General features: G+C 51.9%; 18 protein-coding genes. 3 read left to right on the top strand and 15 right to left on the bottom strand.

The features are described from left to right. The first annotated feature begins 86 nt into the window (after positions 1-86). Positions 87-1,193, top strand: coding sequence for a ribonuclease H-like domain-containing protein (locus tag LA360_RS23075; protein WP_022202638.1), 1,107 nt, complete (start codon positions 87-89; stop codon positions 1,191-1,193). On the opposite strand, the gene LA360_RS23070 is transcribed toward LA360_RS23075, so the two are convergent. The 11 genes from LA360_RS23070 to LA360_RS23020 form a co-directional block, all read right to left on the bottom strand. Next, positions 1,090-1,410 carry a BlaI/MecI/CopY family transcriptional regulator gene (locus LA360_RS23070; protein ID WP_022202639.1) on the bottom strand — a complete coding sequence of 107 codons (321 nt, stop codon included), beginning with the start codon at positions 1,408-1,410 and terminating at the stop codon, positions 1,090-1,092. The genes LA360_RS23075 and LA360_RS23070 overlap by 104 nt on opposite strands. A 126-nt stretch (positions 1,411-1,536) precedes the next feature. Beyond that, positions 1,537-2,421, bottom strand: coding sequence for a site-specific tyrosine recombinase (locus LA360_RS23065; RefSeq protein ID WP_022202640.1), 885 nt, complete (start codon positions 2,419-2,421; stop codon positions 1,537-1,539). A 173-nt stretch (positions 2,422-2,594) separates the two neighbouring features. Continuing rightward, positions 2,595-2,840: a lysozyme family protein gene (locus tag LA360_RS23060; RefSeq protein WP_207737759.1), complete on the bottom strand. Its 246-nt coding sequence runs from the start codon at positions 2,838-2,840 to the stop codon at positions 2,595-2,597. Between the two features lie 16 nt (positions 2,841-2,856). Next, entirely contained in the window at positions 2,857-3,720 is an 864-nt protein-coding gene (locus tag LA360_RS23055) for an EamA family transporter (protein ID WP_022202642.1), read from the bottom strand. 39 nt (positions 3,721-3,759) lie between these two features. Further along, positions 3,760-4,302: a hypothetical protein gene (locus LA360_RS23050; RefSeq protein WP_057571699.1), complete on the bottom strand. Its 543-nt coding sequence runs from the start codon at positions 4,300-4,302 to the stop codon at positions 3,760-3,762. Positions 4,303-4,394: 92 nt separating this feature from the next. Continuing rightward, positions 4,395-4,991: an NUDIX hydrolase gene (locus LA360_RS23045; protein WP_022202644.1), complete on the bottom strand. Its 597-nt coding sequence runs from the start codon at positions 4,989-4,991 to the stop codon at positions 4,395-4,397. A 40-nt stretch (positions 4,992-5,031) separates the two neighbouring features. Beyond that, positions 5,032-5,829 (bottom strand): pyrroline-5-carboxylate reductase, encoded by a 798-nt coding sequence (proC, locus tag LA360_RS23040; protein WP_022202645.1) that lies wholly within the window; start codon positions 5,827-5,829, stop codon positions 5,032-5,034. A gap of 105 nt (positions 5,830-5,934) precedes the next feature. Then, positions 5,935-7,203 carry a diaminopimelate decarboxylase gene (locus LA360_RS23035; protein WP_002586114.1) on the bottom strand — a complete coding sequence of 423 codons (1,269 nt, stop codon included), beginning with the start codon at positions 7,201-7,203 and terminating at the stop codon, positions 5,935-5,937. Positions 7,204-7,301: 98 nt separating this feature from the next. After that, the gene (gene pyk, locus LA360_RS23030; RefSeq protein ID WP_002596110.1) at positions 7,302-8,738 is read right to left on the bottom strand and encodes a pyruvate kinase; all 1,437 of its coding nucleotides are present in this window, start codon (positions 8,736-8,738) and stop codon (positions 7,302-7,304) included. Between the two features lie 65 nt (positions 8,739-8,803). Further along, positions 8,804-9,634 (bottom strand): rhomboid family intramembrane serine protease, encoded by an 831-nt coding sequence (locus LA360_RS23025; RefSeq protein ID WP_022202646.1) that lies wholly within the window; start codon positions 9,632-9,634, stop codon positions 8,804-8,806. Positions 9,635-9,669: 35 nt separating this feature from the next. Beyond that, positions 9,670-10,611, bottom strand: a complete 942-nt coding sequence (locus tag LA360_RS23020) for a magnesium transporter CorA family protein (protein WP_002567947.1) — start codon at positions 10,609-10,611, stop codon at positions 9,670-9,672. A 423-nt stretch (positions 10,612-11,034) separates the two neighbouring features. Here LA360_RS23020 and LA360_RS23015 point away from each other — a divergent pair, with 423 nt between their 5' ends. Continuing rightward, positions 11,035-15,366 carry a 2-hydroxyacyl-CoA dehydratase gene (locus LA360_RS23015; protein ID WP_022202647.1) on the top strand — a complete coding sequence of 1,444 codons (4,332 nt, stop codon included), beginning with the start codon at positions 11,035-11,037 and terminating at the stop codon, positions 15,364-15,366. A gap of 265 nt (positions 15,367-15,631) precedes the next feature. After that, positions 15,632-16,942, top strand: coding sequence for a glycoside hydrolase family 3 protein (locus LA360_RS23010; RefSeq protein WP_022202648.1), 1,311 nt, complete (start codon positions 15,632-15,634; stop codon positions 16,940-16,942). A gap of 67 nt (positions 16,943-17,009) precedes the next feature. Here the strand turns inward: LA360_RS23010 and LA360_RS23005 are convergent, their stop codons facing one another. The 4 genes from LA360_RS23005 to LA360_RS22990 all read right to left on the bottom strand — a co-directional run bounded on the left by LA360_RS23005 (position 17,010) and on the right by LA360_RS22990 (position 21,755). Then, positions 17,010-17,651 (bottom strand): RpiB/LacA/LacB family sugar-phosphate isomerase, encoded by a 642-nt coding sequence (locus LA360_RS23005; protein WP_022202649.1) that lies wholly within the window; start codon positions 17,649-17,651, stop codon positions 17,010-17,012. A gap of 105 nt (positions 17,652-17,756) precedes the next feature. Beyond that, on the bottom strand, positions 17,757-19,658 hold the full coding sequence (locus tag LA360_RS23000; RefSeq protein WP_022202650.1) for a sigma 54-interacting transcriptional regulator: 1,902 nt from the start codon (positions 19,656-19,658) through the stop codon (positions 17,757-17,759). 140 nt (positions 19,659-19,798) lie between these two features. Continuing rightward, complete coding sequence (locus tag LA360_RS22995; protein WP_002586104.1) at positions 19,799-20,758, bottom strand: D-2-hydroxyacid dehydrogenase; 960 nt, start codon at positions 20,756-20,758, stop codon at positions 19,799-19,801. 94 nt (positions 20,759-20,852) lie between these two features. After that, the gene (locus tag LA360_RS22990) at positions 20,853-21,755 is read right to left on the bottom strand and encodes a sugar phosphate isomerase/epimerase family protein (RefSeq protein ID WP_112482874.1); all 903 of its coding nucleotides are present in this window, start codon (positions 21,753-21,755) and stop codon (positions 20,853-20,855) included. Positions 21,756-21,794 lie beyond the last annotated feature (39 nt).

Here is a 21,794-nt window from a genome sequence, read left to right as displayed (position 1 = left end):
TTTTTTAGTATACACTAACCCATAGGGAATATCCGCAATTTACCGCAGCTCATATCCGGTTCCCGCTAAAAAAGGAGTGATTACACATGATAACCATTAAACATCCCGTTGATTTACCTGATACATATCCTCTGGACCGCATCGGACCCCTTAAGGACCTGCTGTTTTTCGATATAGAAACCACTGGTTTTTCCGGCGACACATCCCAGCTGTACCTGATCGGCTGCACATACCACGACGGCTTTGGCTGGAGGCTCATACAGTGGTTTGCTGACTCGCGCGAATCCGAGAGGGAGCTTCTGACAGCCTTCTTCACCTTCATGGAGCGCTTTAAGATACTGGTACATTTTAACGGAGACGGCTTTGATATCCCCTATCTGTTAAAATGCTGCCGCCGTCTGGACCTGCCCTATGATTTTGACCGCATAAAAAGCGTGGATATCTACAAAAAAATAAAGCCCTACCGCAAGCTGCTGGGCCTCGAGAACATGAAACAGAAATCCATAGAACAGTTCCTGGGCGTAGCCCGGGATGACAAATACAACGGAGGGCAGCTTATAGAGGTCTACCGTGAATACCTGATGACCCATGAATCCTTCCTGTACGACCTGCTGATTCTCCACAATGAGGACGACTTAAAGGGCATGCCCTCCATCCTGCCCATCCTGAGCTATGCGGATATGATGGAAGCCCCGTTTTCACTGGAATCCCAGCAGCTTTTCACCTATGATGACATGGCCGGAAACGCCTGCCCCTTCCTCAGCCTGACCTTAAAAAGCCCCTGCGCCATCCCGGTGCCCCTGGAATACGACAGCGCGCCGGTAAGCCTGGAGCTGAGCCGGGACACTCTTGCGTGCAATATTGCCCTCTTCCAGGGCGAGCTCAAGTACTTTTATTCCAACTATAAAGACTATTATTACCTGCCCGTGGAAGACACGGCCATCCATAAAAGCGTAGGCGAATATGTGGACAGGGATGCGCGCGCAAAGGCCACTGCCAGAACCTGCTACACCAAAAAGCAGGGCCTCTTTCTTCCACAGTTCGGCTGCCTATGGTCCCCTGTCCTCATGCGGGAATATAAGGCATCTCTCACCTATGCGGAATATGAACCGGAAATGTTGTCCCCGGACGGCATGGCTGACGCTTATGCAAAGCAGATTCTCTCTTATGTGAGCCAGGCAAAGGAGCTTTAATCTCCTGCCTGGTCACGGCTGCCCTGCACAGAAGGTTGGGCTCCAGACGGATCACAGCTCCCTTTTCAATACATTTCTTGATGACCGTGTAGGCCGTATTGCGGTTCCAGCCAATCTCGTCCTTTAACAGCTTAGCCATCTGACCGGCCGTGCAGTCACCATGCTTCCACAGTGTTTTCATGATTTTAAGTTCAGAGTCAAATAGTTCCGGTTTCATATAAACTCCCTTCAATGACTATTTTAATAGTCGTCTCAAACCTGCTGCCCTGGGCCATAACAAAAAAGCCCTGCCAAAAAGACAGGACTCATTAGGACTCATTAAAACATGATTACCGCATCCACCCTACTTCCTGGGCAAAGCCGCCCGGTAGGTTTCTCCCACCGTATTGCCGGAATAAGCAGCGTACATATGGGTGGTGGTGGAATCTGAATGGCCCAGCATGGCCTGGACCGCATGGATGTCGGCGCCGCCCCGAATCAGATGGGCAGCAAAGGAATGACGCAGGGTATGAGGGGTTATATCTGCCTGGATACCGGCCTTTTCCCCATAATACTTGATAATCTTCCAGAAGCCCTGGCGGCTCATGGCCTTGCCGCTGCAATTAGTGAACAGCCACTGGGATTCCTTACCCTTAAGCAGCTCGTGACGCCCCTTTTCCAGATACACGCTCAAAGCCTGCTTGGCCGGTTTTCCAAAAGGAACCATGCGCTCCTTCTGTCCATCCCTGCAAGTGATGTAGCCAACCTGCATATTAAGATCCGAAAGCTCCAGCCCGATTAGCTCTGACACCCGTATGCCCGTGGCGTACAAAAGCTCCAGCATGGCCTTGTCCCGTATCTCCTTGGATGTTGTCATGCCGGGTTGGCCCAGCAGAGCGTTGACCTCATTGACACTCAGTATGACAGGGGCCTTTTTCTCAATTTTGGGCGCTTTCAGGAGTTCCGCCGGGTCCTTGCGGATTCGTCCTTCTTTGAACATGAAATTGAAAAAAGCCTTCATGGATGCCAGTTCCCTGGATATGGTGGTCGTGGCCTTCCCCTCTTTTTCCAAAAAAAGGATATATGAATTCAGACTGGTCTTAGTCACCTTTTCAACTTCTGTTATTCCTTTATCCTCCAGAAAAGACGCCAGCTGCATCAAATCTCTCTGGTAGGAAATTTCCGTGTTCCTGGAGGTCTTTTTCACATCCCTCAGGTAGCTCACAAAGCTTTTTATATCGGACGTCATATCGCTATTTTCCCCTAACCCGTTTCTCACAAAAAGTGGCCCAAAATCGTATGCTGACTATCATTATATCTGCATTTTTCTATAAAATCAAACACATTTTTCCCACTTTGGACCCCATTTTCAGGTGATTAACATAAAACATACAACATGTTGGAAGGGGGTATTTTTGTATGTCAATATGTTGTTAAGCAATGGTAAAAATTTTTTCTCACATAACTCAAAAAAACATAAGATTCCCTGTAATCCTCACGCGTTAAATCAATCATATCACCGTGGGATATCCCCCTGTGCTTACGGTTGGAAAGGGTTCCTTTAAATTCGCCCCACATGGCGGACTCCGGTGTCACCAGCCCGTCGTTTTTACCATCCATGGCCCGGATGATAAGGCAGGGAACTGTTTTTCTCTTCTTCACGTACATCTCTCCTTTTGGAACCCTAGAATAACAGCAGAAGCGTTCCTGCGGTCAGAAGAACCAGACCTGCAAAAGATTTGCGGTCCAGCTTTTCCCCCAGGAATATTCTGGAAAACAGTATGGTCACCAGAATACTGAGCTTATCAATGGGAACCACGATACTGGCAGGCCCGTCCTGCAGGGCCCTGTAATAACACAGCCAGGAAGCTCCTGTTGCAAACCCCGAAATAATGAGGAAAAACCAGCTCTTTGGCGCAATTCTCCCCAGATGCTTCTGCTTTCCCTGAAGGAACACCAGGAGCCAGGCCATTGCCAGCACCACGCAGGTGCGGATGGCTGTTCCCAGGTTGGATTCCACTCCCTGTATTCCAATTTTTCCCAGAATGGCGGTCAAGCTGGCAAATACAGCCGATAAAAGGGCAGCCGCAAGCCATCCGCTGTTCCCCGGCTGCTCCGCCCTTCCCTCCCGCTTTTGAATCATCAGCAGGGTGCCTGTCCCAATCAGGACCATGCACAGAATTTTCATTCCCCCAAGACCCTCTCCCAAAATCAGGGCAGCCAGAAACATGGTCAGGATAGTGCTGGATTTATCAATGGGAGCCACCTTGTTCACATCCCCCAGCTGAAGAGCCCTGAAATAGAACAGCCAGGAAGCCCCTGTGGCCACACCGGACAGTACCAGAAACAGACAGGTTCCGCCGCTTATGGTTCCTATGGAACCGGCCATTCCGGTAAGGAACACCATAATCCACGAAAACACAAGAACCACTGCGGTACGGACCGCAGTAGCCAAATCCGAGTCCGTATCCCTGACGCCGATTTTCGATAGGACGGCAGTCAGGCCGGCGAACACGGCTGAACCGAAAGCAAACAACAGCCAATCCATATTCACTTCCCCCACTTATCCTTTGTGTCCTGTGCTCCGTTATCCAAAAATCCCCCACAGGAAGGGAGAAACGAAAACCTCCAGAAACGCCCCGGCGCCGGTGATGATTAACAGCAGAAGTCCCGGCAGGATATGGAGCTTCTTCTGCATCTGTCCGGACCAGCCTGACAGCACGTACCACACCAGGAGATAGACCAGACCATGGGGCAGGACCGTACATAAAAATGCGGCGATTCCCAAAAGTCCCTTGCGGATGGTCAGCACGGACAGCACCACTGCCAGACTCATCCCCGCATAAAAGGTCAGGAACCCAAACAGCATCTGGCTGCACACCGTGATTCCGACCAGCCAGCCGCCGCAGGTTTCCAACGCTCTCTGCCTGAATACGGTCATAAATTCCCTCACTCCCCTGTTTCCGCCTCCGAAGGAGCCCGCTGCCCCCAGGATACACCCCTGCACCGTAGGACCGCCAAATACCAGCGCGGCTGCCGTACCGCAAAAAATCCCTGACACAAAGCAGAACAACAGCCAGTCCTCATAGGTGAGCGTTCCCAGACGCAGCCTAAACCACCTCATTCCCATGCATCATCCTCCTGTCCCAGTTTACAGGTAAGAAACATATCCGCTGCAGCTTCTCCCCCACTACTGTATGACAGAAATTCATGGTTTATGACTTAGCCCCGCACCATACTGTCCTTCTTATCCTCAGAACGGTATTTTCTGGCATAGGCCATAATGGCGGCAATGGTCTTGCCGTCCGTAATCTTTCCTGTGTATACCATGTCCTCCAGTTCCTCCAGGCTGCATGGAACCACATTGATCACCTCATCCTCGTCCAGATGCTGATGGGATGGTATCAGGTTGTGGGCCACGAATATGTCAATGGCCTCATCGCAGAACGCAACAGTCGTGGTAAGGCTCATAAGATACTCCAGGTTCTCCGGTGACTCCACTCTGTATCCGGTCTCCTCCTCCAGCTCCCGGAACGCGCACTCCACCTTTGGCTCTCCCGGCTCATCCAGCTTGCCTGCCGGAATCTCCAGGGTATAACGGTCCAGAGCATTGCGGTACTGGCGCACCATAAGGATTTTTCCATCGTCAGCAACGGGCAGGACAGCCGCGGCGCCGTCGTGATGGATGAAATCCCACCTTGCCTCATGGCCGTTTGCCAGGACCTTGTCCTCATATATTTTAAGAATGTTTCCCTCATATTTAAGCTGGCGGTCCAGCCGTATAACCGGTATCTGCGTATTCTTTTCTTTATCTTCCATGTCTGTACCTTCCTCTCTGTTATGATTTGATATCATTATCCTATTTCATGCGCCGGGTCTTCTCATAGCAGGCGTCCGCCGCCTTGATGACCGCATTTCTCAGGCCATGCTCCTCCAGAGCAGATACACCTGCGATGGTGGTGCCGCCGGGGGAACACACCTCATCCTTCAACTGCCCCGGATGCTTACCTGTCTCCAGAATCATTTTCGCGCTTCCAAGCACAGTTTGGGCCGCCATGGCATAGGCTGTCTTTCTGGGAAGGCCGTATTTGACCCCGCTGTCAGCCAGCGCCTCAATGAACATGTACACAAAAGCCGGTGAACTGCCGCTGACGCAGCCAACTGCATCCATAAGCCGTTCTTCCACCAGTTCCACCCTTCCGCAGGAGGAAAAGATGTCCCGGATGGTCTCCTTTTCCTCCTCTGTATAGGATGCTTCCCCATAGGACACGCCGGTCATGCCTTCTCCCAGCATGGCAGGTGTGTTGGGCATGGCTCTTACCACCCGCACATTTCCTCCCAGGCGTTCCGTGATATTGGAAATGGAGATGCCGGGCGCCAGGGATACCACCACCTGCTCCGGTGTTACCACATCCCTTATCTCCGAAAACACCGCGTCAAAATACTGGGGCTTTACTGCCAGTATCAGATACTTTACCGCTTCTGCACACTCCCTGTTGGAACAGGCATGGGGCACCTTTGTCCTGACTGTCACTGCCTCCATTTTATCCTGGCGGGCCGCTGAAAATATCATCTCCTCCGGTCCATGTGTCTTGAGAAGCCCGTTTAAAATGGCGTTTCCCATATTGCCCATTCCTATAAAACCAATCTTTACCATCCTCATACCTCCTTGTCATGGACATTCAAACCGCAGCAAAGCCCCGGCAGACTGCCTTCTGCAGTGCGCCGGGGCTCCCGGGCATACCTGATGCATCTTCATTCATCATTCAATATCCCTCAGTATATCACAAAAATCAAAGGTAGCAAAGTAATCCTCAGGAGTTTCTGCCCTGCGGATCATCTCCACCGTGCCGTCCTCCTTTAACAGAAGCTCTGCTGATTTCAGCTTGCCATTATAATTATATCCCATGGCAAATCCGTGGGCGCCCGCATCGTGGATAAACAGAAGGTCTCCCTTTCTGATTTCCGGAAGCATACGGTCAATGGCAAACTTATCATTGTTCTCGCACAGGGAACCTACCACATCATACATGCGGGTGCAGGGCTCATCCTCCCGTCCCATAACAGTGATGTGATGATAAGCGCCGTACATGGCCGGCCGCATCAGATTCACGGCGCAGGCATCCACGCCCACATACTCCTTATAAGTGTGTTTCTCATGGATGGCCTTTGTGACCAGAGCGCCGTAGGGCCCCATCATGAAACGCCCCAGCTCTGTGCACAGAGCCACATCCTCCATGCCGGCCGGAACCAGAATCTCCTCATAGACTCTCCTTACGCCGTCACCGATTGTCAGGATATCATTGGGTTCCTGGTCCGGACGGTAGGGTATCCCGATGCCGCCGGACAGATTGATGAATGCGATATGGACGCCTGTCTCCTCCTTCAGTTTAACAGCCAGCTCAAACAGAATCTTTGCCAGCATGGGGTAATATTCATTGGTCACCGTATTGCTGGCCAGGAACGCATGTATGCCGAAATGCTTTGCGCCCTTTTCCTTCAGAATCTTAAATGCCTGTCCAATCTGCTCTGTGGTCATTCCGTATTTGGAATCTCCGGGATTGTCCATGATGTCATTGCTGATTTTAAACAGGCCGCCCGGATTAAAACGGCAGCTGATGGTCTCCGGAATATGTCCCAAAGTCTCCTCCAGGCACTGTATATGGGTGATGTCGTCCAGGTTGATGATGGCTCCCAGCTTTTTTGCATAAGCAAATTCCTCAGGCGGCGTATCGTTGGAGGAAAACATGATGTCGGGGCCGGAAAAGCCGCATGCCCTGGACATCATAAGCTCTGTCATGGATGAACAGTCCGTGCCGCATCCCATGTCCTTCAGTATATTTAACAGGAATGGATTGGGCGTGGCCTTGACTGCAAAATATTCCTTATATCCCTTGTTCCAGGAAAACGCCTGCTTAAGCCTGGCGGCATTCTCCCTGATTCCCCTCTCATCGTAAATATAAAAGGGCGTGGGGTATGTCTTCTCAATCTCCCTTAATTGTTCCAGTGTTACGAATGGCTTCTTATCCATTATGTATGTGTCTCCTTTCCCTTTTTTGCGCAAAAAGCCTGTCAGGAAGTACAATATGTTCAATTGTACTCCCGGACAGACTTCCTTGTCCAGTGTTTTTATTCGATATTAATGACTCTCATGATATTGGTCTGGGTGGCTGCCTCGTGACGTCTTGCATAGGTTACGACTCCGGCTGTGATGACAGCCAGTTCGCCCTCCTCCACAAGTCCTCTGTCCTTAAGCTCTTCCACAGAATTCTCGATCAGTTCGTCCGTGGATTCTGCCCTGCGTGACCAAACCGGTACCACGCCCCACTGAAGCTGCATCTGGCGGACGGTGGCCATGCTGGGGGACATGCCGATGATTCTGGCACCCGGTCTCCACTTGGAGAGCATCTGGGTGGTAAAGCCTGTGATGCTGGGAGCAATAATCACATCCGCATCCAGGTCATGGGCGGTTGACACAGAGGCAAAGCACACTGCGTTTGAAACATTCTTCATGTTCTGCTCTGTCACCTTCCTCTGGCGGTATCCCGCATAGTCCAGATGCATCTCTGTCTCCAGGGCAATGGACACCATCATTTTAAGTGCGTCCACCGGATACTTGCCCATGGCTGTCTCGCCTGAAAGCATCACTGCGTCCGTGCCGTCATACACCGCGTTGGCAACGTCCGTCACCTCAGCTCTGGTAGGTCTGGGATTGCGGATCATGGAATCCAGCATCTGGGTGGCTGTGATAACGATTTTACATGCCTCGTTGCACTTGCGTATAATCTTCTTCTGGATATGGGGAACCTTCTCAGCCGGTATCTCCACGCCCATGTCGCCTCTGGCCACCATGATGCCGTCCGCTGCCTCGATGATGGCGTCCAGGTTCTCGATGCCCTCCGCGTTCTCAATCTTTGCAATGACCTTCATGCCGGAACCCTGCTCATCCAGCATGGCCTTGATTTCCTTTATGCAGTCAGCCGTACGCACGAAGGATGCCGCGATAAAGTCAAAGCCCTGCCTGATTCCAAAACGGATATCCTCTTTATCCTTATCCGTCAGGGCCGGAAGCTTAATCTTTACATTGGGAACATTGACCCCCTTCTTCTCTCCCAGCTCTCCTCCATTGATGACCTCACAGACAATATCCGTATCCTTCACCTCGCGCACTTCCAGCTCGATCAGTCCATCGTCAATGAGAATCCGGTTGCCAGCAGCCACATCCTCATTCAGTCCGCTGTAATTGATATAGCCGACGGTATCGTCCCCTACCAGCTCCCTGGTGGTCAGCGTATAGGTCTGGCCTTCCTTCAAAGTCACCTTTTTGCCGTCCTTCAGCTGTCCGGTACGAATCTCCGGTCCCTTGGTATCGAGGAGCGCTGCAACCGGAATGTCTAACTCCTTGCGCACTTCCTTTAACAGCTCCAGGCGTCCCTGATGCTCGTTGTAGTCACCGTGTGAAAAGTTAAAACGGGCCACATCCATACCATTCCTGGCAAGCTCCATCATAACATTCTTGTCACTGGTATTGGGGCCCATGGTGCAGATAATCTTGGTCTTTTTCATGATTCTTCCTCCATAAAATTGTGAGAGTTTATAGTGTAACGACAGATTCAGACGTGAAATGCGGATCATGATTTGGGGGAATCCGATTTTTTCACATGCTGATGTGTATATAAATGATCCATGCAGTACTCATAGCTGCCTTCACATTTTGAACAATAGCGGAACTCCATGCCGGGACTTTCCTCGTCCGTCCTGCCGCAGACCGCACACTTGTGATGGGTGCGGTTCACGGGCCGCATGGTCTTTACCTTGAAATCCTGCCTGCGCTTCACTTCCCTGGGGCTGTACTTCTTAAAATCCTTTGTCATCAGGAAGAAAATGATGAAGTTGGCAAGGGACAGGAAAATGGCGATTCGCTGTGGGAAACTGCCGTATACGAACCCGAACACCAGAAAAAAGGCGTCAAACAGCGCCAGCCATTTCGCCTTGATGGCCAGTATAAAGTAAATATAAAAGTACTCCTCCGGGAAAATCACCGCATAGGCCAGGAATATGGACATACTCAGGTATGAGGTGTTAAGGTGCATATCCCAGCCCCAGATAAAGTATACAATAAACTCGGCAAGTATGATGCCGATGGCTCCCATAAAAAAGAACACATTAAAACGGAACGCCCCCCACACCGTCTCCAGGGAACGGCCCAGTGAATAGTACATGAGCGCCGCAAATATAATCCAGAAGGGGCTCAGTGTGGGCGGGTACAGCAGAAATGTCACCAGCCTCCAGACCTGTCCGTGAAGAATGGCCTCCGCGTCCAGGCTCAGGTACCGGGTAAAGAACATGGGGTCCATGTACATCATGACAAAACCCATGATATACATAATGATGATGTAATACATCAGGTTGTGGATGGCATATTTGCCAAACCTGCGCTCAAGCTTATTAAAAAATCTCATCCTATCATCCTTTTCATTTGCCTGTATGTTTTAAATCAAAACAGGTCTTTCTTATTAAATATATACGCAACAAACAGTGACAGCAGCAGGGTCAGGCCCAGAACAATGGCAAATCCATAGGGACTGTCCGCGAAAGGCATGCCATGTGAGTTTACGTTCATGCCGTAGAAGCTGGCTATCATGGTTGGTATGGACAGCACGATGGTAACGGTAGCCAGAAACTTCATGACAATATTCAGGTTGTTGGAGATGACGGAAGCAAATGCATCCATGGTGCCGCTCAGGATTCCACTGTATATGTTCGCCATCTCAATGGCCTGCTTGTTTTCCACGATTACATCCTCCAGCAGGTCCGTGTCCTCCGGGTACTTCTTTATCTTTTCAATGCGCAGCAGCTTCTCCAGCACCACCTCGTTGGAACGAAGGGACGTGGTAAAGTAAACCAGGGACTTCTCCAGCTCCAAAAGCTCAATCAGTTCCTCGTTCTTCTGGGACTGGTGGAGCTTGCGCTCAATGACTTCGCTCTTCTTATCAATGATTCGGAGGTATTGCAGGAACTGGGTGGCATTTTTATAGAGAATCTGCAGGATGAACCTGGTCTTCATGAAGGTGTGGAAATCCCTCACTCTTCCGTCCATAAAGGAAGTGAGCACAGGCGTCTCCTCCAGGCAGACCGTAATCAGCACATCCTTGGTGGTGATGATAGCCAGAGGGATGGTGACAAACCAGTCCTTGCCGTTGCGCTCCTCTATGGAAGGAATGTCCACCAGAATCAGGGTGTATTCATCCTCCACCTCTATACGGGACCGCTCCTCCTCATCCAGAGGCGCCCGCAAATGGTCCGGGTCAATCTGATAGGTATCTGCGATGTCAATGATTTCTGAGGCTGTAGGGTTTGTTAACGCAATCCAGCAGCCAGGCTGCATCTCTTCCTTTTCGTGCATAGCACCGTCTTCGGTCTTAAAAATCCGTATCATGCGAACTCTCCCCCATTTTGAAATTATACGTTCTCATTATAGTGACTGCCCCCGCTTTTGTCAAATGAAATAGCCTTCCATTTTATATTATACCGAATATTTTTCAGGGAGAATACATAAATTTTACCTGAACAGTATAATGGGACCCGCAGAAACATGCACAATTTTCGCCATTTCTTCACGATTTTTTAACGCCTGTCCCCAATTGTATTTATACTTATTTTGTGTTAAACTCTACTATGAATATCCAGCATCCCAATGCCGGAATTTGTTGCATAAGTCACAGTATTCTCCATGAAACTGTATTATGATACATGTAAAACAGCTTTTCGGTCCCCCAGTACTGCCGGACATGGTTTTTCTCCATGACATGGCAGAACAGCCGTCAAGTTACAAAGGAGGTCAGGGTAAAACCCCGCATATATGAAATTACATACAAATACCCTTACGCTGGGAATCGATATCGGTTCCACAACCGTCAAAGTAGCACTGTTAAATCAGGCTTCCCATATAGTATTCTCCGATTATGAACGCCATTATGCCAATATACAGGAAACTCTGGCGGGACTTTTAAAAAAAGCCCGTGAGATAACCGGCCCCATTCAGGTAATCCCTGTCATAACCGGTTCCGGAGGACTCACGCTCTCCTCCCGTCTGGAGGTTCCCTTTGTCCAGGAGGTGGTGGCCGTTGCCTCCGCGCTTTTGGACTTCGCTCCGCAGACCGATGTCGCCATCGAGCTGGGGGGCGAGGACGCAAAAATCATTTATTTCACCGGAGGCATCGACCAGAGAATGAACGGAATCTGTGCGGGAGGCACCGGTTCTTTTATTGACCAGATGGCTGCCCTGCTGCAGACAGACGCCCCCGGCCTTAACGATTATGCGGAACATTATAAAGCCATCTACCCCATTGCGGCCCGCTGCGGTGTGTTTGCGAAATCCGATATACAGCCCCTTATCAATGAGGGTGCCACCAGGGAGGACCTGGCCGCCTCCATTTTCCAGGCCGTGGTCAATCAGACCATCAGCGGTCTGGCCTGCGGCAAGCCTATTCGGGGAAATGTGGCATTTTTAGGCGGTCCCCTCCACTTCCTTCCTCAGCTTCGGGAAAGCTTCATCCGTACGCTCCGCCTGACGCCGGAGCAGGTTATTGCACCGGACCACTCCCACCTCTTCGCGGCCGTGGGAGCAGCCATGAATCCCCTGGATAACCAGGCGGCCGTACCCCTGGAGACTCTGATTCAGAAACTGTCCTCAGGCATTAAGATGGATTTTGAGGTCAAGCGCATGGATCCCCTCTTTAAGGACCGGGCAGACTATGACCGGTTCTGCGCCCGTCATGCCAGCAACCATGTTAAAAGCGGCGACCTGGCCTCCTATGAGGGATGCTGCTACCTGGGCATTGACGCCGGCTCCACCACCACCAAGGCCGCCCTGGTAGGCGAGGACGGCACACTGCTGTACCGTTTCTATGACAATAACAACGGAAGTCCCCTGGCCACCGCCATCCGGGCTATACGTGAGATAAAGGAACAGCTGCCTGAAACCGCCCGCATCGCGTACTCCTGTTCCACCGGTTACGGCGAAGCCCTGTTAAAGGCAGCGCTGATGCTGGATGAGGGCGAGGTGGAGACCATATCCCACTACTATGCGGCCGCCTTCTTTGAGCCGGATGTTGACTGTATCCTGGACATCGGCGGCCAGGACATGAAATGCATCAAGATTAAGGACGGCACGGTGGACAGCGTACAGCTCAACGAGGCATGCTCCTCCGGCTGCGGTTCCTTTATCGAGACATTTGCCAGGAGCCTGAACTACAGTGTGGAAGATTTTGCCAGGGAGGCCCTGTTTGCGGAAAATCCCACTGACCTGGGCACCCGCTGCACGGTATTCATGAATTCCAATGTAAAACAGGCCCAGAAGGAAGGAGCCACCGTGGCCGACATTTCCGCGGGTCTGGCTTATTCCGTCATCAAAAACGCATTATTTAAGGTAATTAAGATTACAAATGCTTCCGACCTTGGAGACCACGTGGTGGTCCAGGGAGGCACCTTCTACAACGATGCCGTGCTCAGAAGCTTTGAAAAAATATCGGGATGCCAGGCCGTGCGCCCGGACATCGCAGGCATCATGGGCGCCTTTGGCGCTGCCCTCATTGCCAGGGAGCGCTATCACATGGCTGATGAACCGGAGACCTCCATGCTCTCCCTTGAGAAAATCATCGGCCTTAAGTACAGCACCTCCATGACACGCTGCAAGGGCTGCAACAACCACTGTGTGCTGACCATCAACCAGTTTGGAAGCGGACGCCGCTTTATCTCAGGCAACCGCTGTGAGAGGGGACTTGGCCTTGAAAAAGCCAAGAAGGAGATTCCCAACCTGTTTGATTACAAGTATCACCGGATGTTTGACTACGAATCCCTGCCCCTGGACCAGGCGGACCGCGGTACGGTGGGCATTCCAAGGGTGCTCAACATGTATGAGAACTTCCCCTTCTGGGCTGTGTTCTTTAGGAAGCTGCGCTACCATGTGGTGCTGTCTCCCCAGTCCACCAGGCAGCTCTATGAGCTGGGAATCGAATCCATCCCCAGCGAATCCGAATGCTATCCGGCCAAGCTGGTGCACGGACATGTGACCTGGCTCATCAAACAGGGCGTAAAGTTCATCTTCTACCCCTGCATCCCTTATGAGCGCAATGAGAGCCCGGACGCAGGCAACCACTACAACTGTCCCATGGTCACCTCCTACGCGGAAAATATTAAAAATAACGTGGAGGCGCTGGCCGAGGAAAACGTGCGTTTCATGAATCCCTTTATGGCCTTTACCAATGAGGAGATACTCACCGATGCACTTGTAAAGGAATTTTCCAGAACATTCCAGATTCCGGCTGCCGAAGTCAGGATGGCCTCCCATGCCGCCTGGCAGGAACTGGCTGCCTCCCGCGATGATTTGAAGAAAAAGGGCGAGGAGACTCTGGCCTGGCTGAAGGAACACGGAAAGAGAGGCATTGTCCTGGCCGGAAGGCCCTACCATGTGGACCCTGAGATTCACCACGGCATACCGGAGCTGATTACCTCTTACGGATTTGCCGTCCTCACCGAGGACTCCGTATCCCATCTGGGCAGGGTGGAACGGCCTCTGGTAGTGACGGATCAGTGGATGTACCACTCCCGTCTTTACGCGGCTGCCAGCTTTGTAAAGACCCAGGATAATCTGGATCTGATTCAGCTCAACTCCTTTGGATGCGGGCTGGATGCAGTGACCACGGACCAGGTGGCTGATATCCTGACCCGTTCCGGCAAGATTTATACGGTATTAAAGATTGACGAGGTCAATAACCTGGGATCTGCCAGAATACGAATCCGCTCCCTCATTGCAGCCATAAAGGTAAGGGACCAGAGACATTTTGAGCGCAGGGTGGTGTCCAGCGCCTATCACCGCGTAATGTTCACCAAGGAGATGAAAAAGGATTACACCCTTCTCTGTCCGCAGATGTCTCCCATTCATTTTGACCTGCTGGAGCCGGCTATCCGCTCCTTTGGATATAAGATTGAAGTATTGCAGAACCACAACCGCAACGCCGTGGACGTGGGACTCCAATATGTAAATAACGACGCCTGCTACCCGTCCCTCATTGTCATCGGACAAATCATGGACGCCCTGCTGTCAGGTAAATATGACCTGGACCACACGGCTGTCCTCATGAGCCAGACCGGCGGCGGCTGCCGCGCATCCAACTACATCGGCTTCATCCGCAGGGCCCTGGAAAAGGCGGGAATGCCCCAGATACCGGTTATCTCTGTCAATGCCAACGGCATGGAGACCAATCCCGGCTTTACCTTCACCGTGCCGCTGCTGACAAAGGCCATGCAGGCCATTGTTTACGGCGATATCTTCATGCGGGTGCTCTATGCCACCCGGCCCTATGAGGCGGAGCCGGGAAGTGCCGATGCCCTGCATGAGAAATGGAAGGCCCGCTGCATTGCCTCCCTGTCCAAGAAAAACGCGGCCATGATAGAATTCGGACGCAATATAAAGGGAATCATCCGGGATTTTGACGCTCTCCCAAGGCTGGATGTAAAGAAGCCAAAGGTGGGCATTGTAGGGGAAATCCTGGTGAAATTCTCACCTTTGGCCAACAACCACATTGTGGAGCTGCTGGAATCCGAGGGCGCCGAGGCAGTGATGCCGGATTTGATGGATTTCCTGCTGTATTCCTTCTACAACAGCAACTTTAAGGCCGATCACCTGGGCTCCAGGAAATCCACTGCCAGACTGTGCAACGCGGCAATTGCCCTGTTGGAGTATTTCCGCAGGACAGCCAGGAAGGAACTGACGGCCAGTATGCATTTCACGCCTCCGTCAGCCATCAACGAACTGGCCCAGATGGCAAAGGGCTTTGTATCCCTGGGCAACCAGACCGGCGAGGGATGGTTCCTGACCGGCGAAATGCTGGAGCTGATTCACAGCGGTGTGAACAACATCATCTGTACCCAGCCCTTTGGATGCCTGCCCAACCACATCGTGGGAAAGGGCGTCATCAAGGAGCTGCGCCGGAATTACCCCCAGTCCAATATCATTGCCGTTGACTATGATCCTGGCGCCAGCGAGGTAAACCAGCTGAACAGAATCAAGCTGATGCTGGCCACGGCCCAGAAAAACCTGAAAGCAGAGAGTTCCAGGGAGGACCGCGGAAACGGAAGGCGTCCTGTGACTGCCTACAGCCCCTGTCTGGGAACCATGTCCCATACATAAGATGGTGTATGATAAGATGGTGCATGGAAACCATAATATGCATCAGATAATGTACTGAATCAGAGCATGACAAAACCCCGCCGACCAATAAAGGTATCCATTGATTGATACTTTATTGGCGGCGGGGTTCGTTTATTGCTTTTTACATAATTCCGCGAACAGCGGCACTATCCGTTTTGCAGTCACCTGCACCAGGCCCAGGGCTATGTTCTCATTGCCCTCATAGCGGTGATGGTATGAATCAAGTTCAAAAAGGAGGACAAACTTGACAACCAGAAAACATTCCCGAAAGAAAAGAAACCAAAAAGGCATCAAGTGGTTTTATATCACGGCGGCAGGGCTGGTGTCTGCTGTAATTCTCGCCGCCATCCTATTTAAAATCCGGGCTGACAGCGCTGATTCCCAGCGTCCGGCCGGGACAAGTGTCTCACAGAAAATTGCCGGCAGCGGAGACAGGGCAGGAGATTCCCCAAATGAAGAGAACCGGCCGGATAAGGGAAATCAATGGAATAAGACCAATACGGATAACACAAACATCCGGACCATAATCAGCCAAATGTCTCTGGAACAGAAGGCGGCCCAGCTCTTCATCATCACCCCGGAAGCCCTCACCGGCTTTCAGACCGTGACCCAGGCAGGGGACGCCACATACAAGGCATTGCAGGAATACCCGGTGGCCGGGCTTATCTATTTTCCCCAAAACCTGCAAAACCCCAAACAGCTTAAAACCATGACAGCCAGGACCCAGGAATTGGCTGCCGGGCTTACCCAGCTCCCTCTGTTCCTCTCCATTGACGAGGAAGGCGGTAAGGTGGCCCGCATCGCAAACCACGAAGGCTTTGATCTGCCCAAGGTGGATACCATGGCCGAAATAGGAAAGAGCAGGGATATCTCCAGGGCATACGAGGCAGGTTCTGTCATCGGAGAGTATCTGGAAGAACTTGGAATCAATTTGGACTTTGCACCGGATGCGGATGTCTTGACCAATCCGGACAATACCGTTGTGCTGGACCGTTCCTTTGGTTCGGATCCGGTTCTGGTAACACAGATGACGAAAGCCTACATGAAGGGTCTGGAAGAACATCACGTCTATGGGACCCCCAAACACTTTCCGGGCCACGGGGCCACGCAAGGGGACAGCCATAAGGGTTTTGCCTATACCTATAAGACATGGGATGAACTGGAACAGGCGGAGCTGGTTCCCTTTGCCGGCCTGATTCAGGACAACACGCCCTTCATCATGGCGGGCCATATCTCGCTGCCCCGGATTACAGGAGACGACACACCGTCCTCCCTGTCCCCTCAGGTGCTCACAGGATACCTGCGGGAGACAATGGGCTATAAAGGAATCATCATAACCGATGCCCTTAACATGGGGGCCGTCCAGGACAATTATCCACCGGACCAGGCCGCTGTCATGGCCCTGCAGGCAGGCGCTGACCTGCTCCTCATGCCCGCTGACTTTAGGGAAGCTTACGGCGGAGTGCTGGATGCGGTAAAAACAGGAGAATTGACAGAGGAACGCATCGACCAGTCCCTGACGCGTATTCTGAGCGTAAAGCTGACGCTCCCCTGAAATACACAACGGAACAAGCCGCCCTGCGTTCGCAAAGCGGCTTGTCCCATCTTCTTCCATATAGTTTTTATCCAATCAGTTCCCTGATATAAGCAGCCAGCCTCTCATCTTTGCATTTCCCGAAGAACAGTTCCCCGAACTTCTCTCCCGCAAACGCGCCTCTGACCAGTTCCTGGTCCAGTCCTTTAAAGATTTCCACCAGGTCCTCCCTGAAAGCTGCCTTTCTCACATCATCCAGGATCCGCTTGTTTCTCTGCTCCGGAACAGCCCTTTCTCTGGGATATCCCTGGCCGGAAGGCTCGCAGAACAGCTTCTCAAATATATATTCCAGGTTCAGATCTCCGCCCCAGCCAAATCCCTTGGCAAAAGGAATGGCAATGGCGTTCCCATCGTTAATCTGGGCAAATGTATAGGCGTCCAGCGCATCCTCCACATGGCCGCAAATCACGCCCGGGAACGAATTGCAGGCCAGCATGGCTCCTTCGCCCGTGCCGCAGCCCGTAATCACATAATCCGCTGCCTTTCCGTTCAGTATGGCTGCTGCCAGAATACCTGCCTGTACATAGGTGAGCTGTGCCTCATCCTCCGCGGTGTACATGCCGTAGTTGTCCACCTCAAAGCCGTACTGGTCGGCCACTTTCTTTAAGGAATTGTAAATCATGCCATTCTTGGCTCCCTGGCTGTTCTCATTAATCAGTGCTATCCTCATGTCTCCACCTCTCAACTTTATTCTTTTGGTTTTTCCTGATATTGTAAGCATATCTCCCAAAGGAATTTCTGTCAATAGACATCATAAACAGACATCACTCAGACATCACTGTTTCTTCTGTTCCCGCGCCATCTTCTCCATACGCCACAAGGTCGTCCTGCTGACCCCCAGCTCCTTTGCTATATCCTGCTTTTTCTTTCTGGGCTTTAAATTGGCATACACAATCCCGGTTTCCGGCAGGACCTGTTCCTTTGCAGGCGTCTCTGCGCCTGGCAGAGGGCCTTCTTTTTTCCGGAATATCTTTAGCATCTGTATTTCCCTGAGTCCGATTTCCGTAGTATCGCTGAGCACAATCAGACGCTCGCAGATGTTGCGCAGCTCCCGCACATTGCCGGGCCAGCCGTAATGGGTCATCAAATCCACTGCCTCCCTTGACAGTCTGGGGATGGGCTTTCCCATCTCACAGGCAAAACGGGTCAGATAGAAATCCACCATTTCCCGGATATCGTCTCCCCGTTCCCTGAGCGGCGGGATGGTAATGTCCAACAGGTTAAGGCGGTAATACAGGTCGGCGCGGAACTGTCCTTCCCGGATTTTTTCCTCAATATTTATATTGGTAGCGGAAATAACACGCACATCCACCGGCTGTACCCGGTTGCTGCCGATACGGCGGATTTCCCTTTCCTGAAGCACTCTCAAAAGCTTTGCCTGGAGCGATATGGGGATCTCCCCGATTTCATCCAGAAAAATGGTTCCCTTATGGGCCAGTTCAAAAAGGCCCGTCTTACCATTTTTAGACGCCCCGGAAAAGGCTCCGGGTTCATATCCAAAGAGCTCGCTCTCCAGCAGGTTTTCAGGCAGGGCCGCACAGTTCAGCGCCACAAATGGTTCCGCGCTGCGCCTGCTCTCCCGGTGGATGCTGTGAGCGAAAAGTTCTTTGCCGGTTCCTGTCTCACCCACAATCAGCACATTGGAATCCACCCGGCTGTAACGCTTTGCCATAAGGATATTCTCCCGTATGGCAGGGCTGCTTCCAATGATATCGTCAAAGGAATACTTGGCCGTAAGTCCCTGTTTCGCAAGGCTCTGCCGGATTTTAGTTTCTGCCTCAATAATCTGCTCGGTGTAGCGGGCAACAATGATGGCGCCCTTTCCCATCTTGTCCACCAGTACGGGCCTGTATTCCGTGTACAGTTTCCTGTCCTTCCACTGGATAACCTCCTCCCGTTCCCGTCCGGTCTCCACCACATGCTTCCACTTAAGGGCAGGGCAGACCTCCTCCACGGGACGGCCTGTGTAGTCAGCCTGGGAGGAAAGCCCAAAGGTGCGGTACGCCTGGTTGTTCAATGCCTGAATCAGCCCGCTGCCGTTTACAGCAATCAAGGCATCGGCGCTGGTGTTGAGGATGGTGCTGGTCATTTTGGACCTGGCCCGCTCCATATTGATGGTCCTGGCCGCATCCATGGCCTGCTTTAGGGCCTGCTCTATGGCTATATCCTTTGTGTGGATATGAACCCGGTTCAATGATTCCTTATCACACAGTCCGCACATGGTTCCGGCACCCACGAACACGTCGGCTCCGCCTGCCCTGGCCCTGTGGATGGCCTCCAGAGTGGATGCCTCGTCATGGACCGTATAATACGCAATCTCCGCCTGGCACAATTTCTCCAGCTCGGACACAGCGCTATCATCCATATACCGCACACAGAGGGCTATCTTTTTAGGATGGAACTCCTGTCTGGCGCAAATCAGGGCTTTCAGTATATCAAAACTGGAGAGCTGTATCTCCACCACATGCTTCTCCGGAAACAGATACCTGAGACGGTCATAGGTCATGCCTCTGGCCACTAAAATGTCGGCGTCCCCGTACCGCGACAGGGATTCCGGGGTGCCGAATACATGAAGAAGCTCCACCTTGACATCATCCTGAGGCTCCAGACGGCTCACTGCCGCCTCGAACCTGCTCTTCATATTCATATATGGAATAAACATCCGCACTGTTACCATTTCATGCCCTCTTTCCCTCTGTATCTGCTCCGTATCCGCCAATACGGAAATACGCCGGGAGGAATCAAAGCAATCTCATGCCCGTTTCTGCCGCCCGGCGTCTGTCATGGGCCCACGCTGCAGGCTGTCTGACTTTCCTACTATTTATTTACCACGTTCTGTGGTGCTCCGTCTACAAAATGTTTCAGATTATCCACTGCAATGTCCATAAGTCTCTGTCTGGATTCCTTGGGAGCCCAGGCAATATGCGGGGTAATAATCATATTCCTGGCGCCCAGAAGAGGATTGTCCTCGCGGATAGGCTCTGTGGATACCACGTCCACGGCTGCGCCGCTGACTTTTCCACTGTCCAGCGCTTCTCTTAAGTCTTTTTCCACAATCAGAGGACCTCTGGAGGTATTGATGATTTTTACTCCATCCTTCATCTTTGCAATGGAATCCTTATTGATGATTCCCTCTGTAGACGGGAACAGCGGGCAGTGAAGGCTGATGACATCGGCCTGTGCCAGAAGCTCATCCAGGGAAGCATATCTGCAGTTGTCTGTTTCCAGCGCCTTGTTGGGATACTCGTCATACGCCAGCACCTTCATGCCCAGTGCCTCCGCGATTTTGGCTGTACCCTGTCCAATCCTTCCAAAGCCGATGACGCCAAATGTCTTTCCGGCCAGCTCCACCAGTGGATGCTTCCAAAAGCACCAGTCGGCATTGTGGGTCCACTCCCCTGCCTTTACGCAGTCAGAATGCTCCCCGATGTGATGGCACAGCTCCAGCAAAAGGGCAATGGCATACTGTGCCACTGCATCCGTACCATAGGTTGGAATGTTGGACACGATCACGCCTGCCGCCTTGGCTGCCGCTGTATCAATCACATTGTAGCCCGTAGCCAGCACTCCGATGAACTTTAAATTTGGGCACTGTTTGATGAGCTGTGCGCTGATTGGGGTCTTATTGGTATAAACCGCCTCGGCATCCCCAATCCGCTCTGCAATCTTGTCAGCAGGAGTCCTGTCATATACGGTCAGATCCCCTAACCTCTCAAGTCCCTCCCAGCTTAAATCACCTGGATTCTCTGTATACCCGTCTAAAACTACGATTTTCATGGTTTATTCCTCCGTTTTCTGATTGTTCTATTCTATTCGCTCTTACAGGCCTCTGTCCGGCCCGCTCTTGGCACAAGGATTTCACAGACGCGCTTTAATCCTCTACCAGCGCCCAGGCCCTGTTGATGACTCTCTTGGTGTTGGCCAGTATGATATCTCCGTCCTCATCCGCCCACGGCTTTACCTCCAGAGACAATACATAAGGATTATCTTTATTAAAGAAGCCTTCTTCCTTCAGCACGGTGAAGAAGTCCACAAGCTGCTCCGTGTCGTTGGCACTGTCAGGGAACCCGAACCTTGGGTGCTGGTCGCCGTATGCCTCAAAGCCTTCCTTCACCACCGCATTACCGATGTGCAGGTGGGTGATATAGGGACGCAGTGTCTGAATCACGAACCTGGAAGTCTCATAGGTGGTGGGGAAATGGGAAAGGTCTACCAGCAGGCCGAAATTGTTGTGGGTGGTGCGCATATCCGCAGCAAACCTGGCCGCATAGGGAGCCGGTCCGATGAGGGCAGCCTTATCCATGTCAAAGTCAAAGACTTCCAGCTCCACCATCATTCCCTTGGATGCGGCATAGCCGCACACAGCCCTGGTGGTCTTAAGCAGCTGGGCATATGCCTGGTCCCTTGTCTCCGGTTCCCATTTTCCTGCCAGGAATGCAATTCCCTTTGCACCCATGTACCGGGCCTCATCAACGGAATCAATCAGGACAGCCTCCGCCTTCTTCCTGCCTTCCTCGTCCAGGTCATTGGGGTTAAGCTTGGGTCCCAGCAGACGGGGCTGGGCACCGTAGCACACCTTCATATGGGCCTGGGCCAGCATATCCCTTACCTTGTCCTTTGTCTCCTGATCCTCGATGTGGGTTATCTCAAGGGCACTGAAGTATTCGTCACAGCAGATGGTCTTAACGGAATCCAGTATGGGATAATTCACCGGAGGATGGGTCATCCACTGTATGGTTCCAACCTGAAAATATTTCTGAATTGGGTCTTTCATTATTATATACCTCCTTATTTCTGTTTGCAAATCTTGTTT

The organism is Enterocloster clostridioformis (genome assembly GCF_020297485.1).
In the GTDB taxonomy this organism is placed as follows: Bacteria; Bacillota; Clostridia; order Lachnospirales; family Lachnospiraceae; genus Enterocloster; species Enterocloster clostridioformis.
The sequence above is the reverse complement of the archived record's forward strand: the minus strand, read 5'-3'. Positions and strand labels throughout refer to the sequence as shown.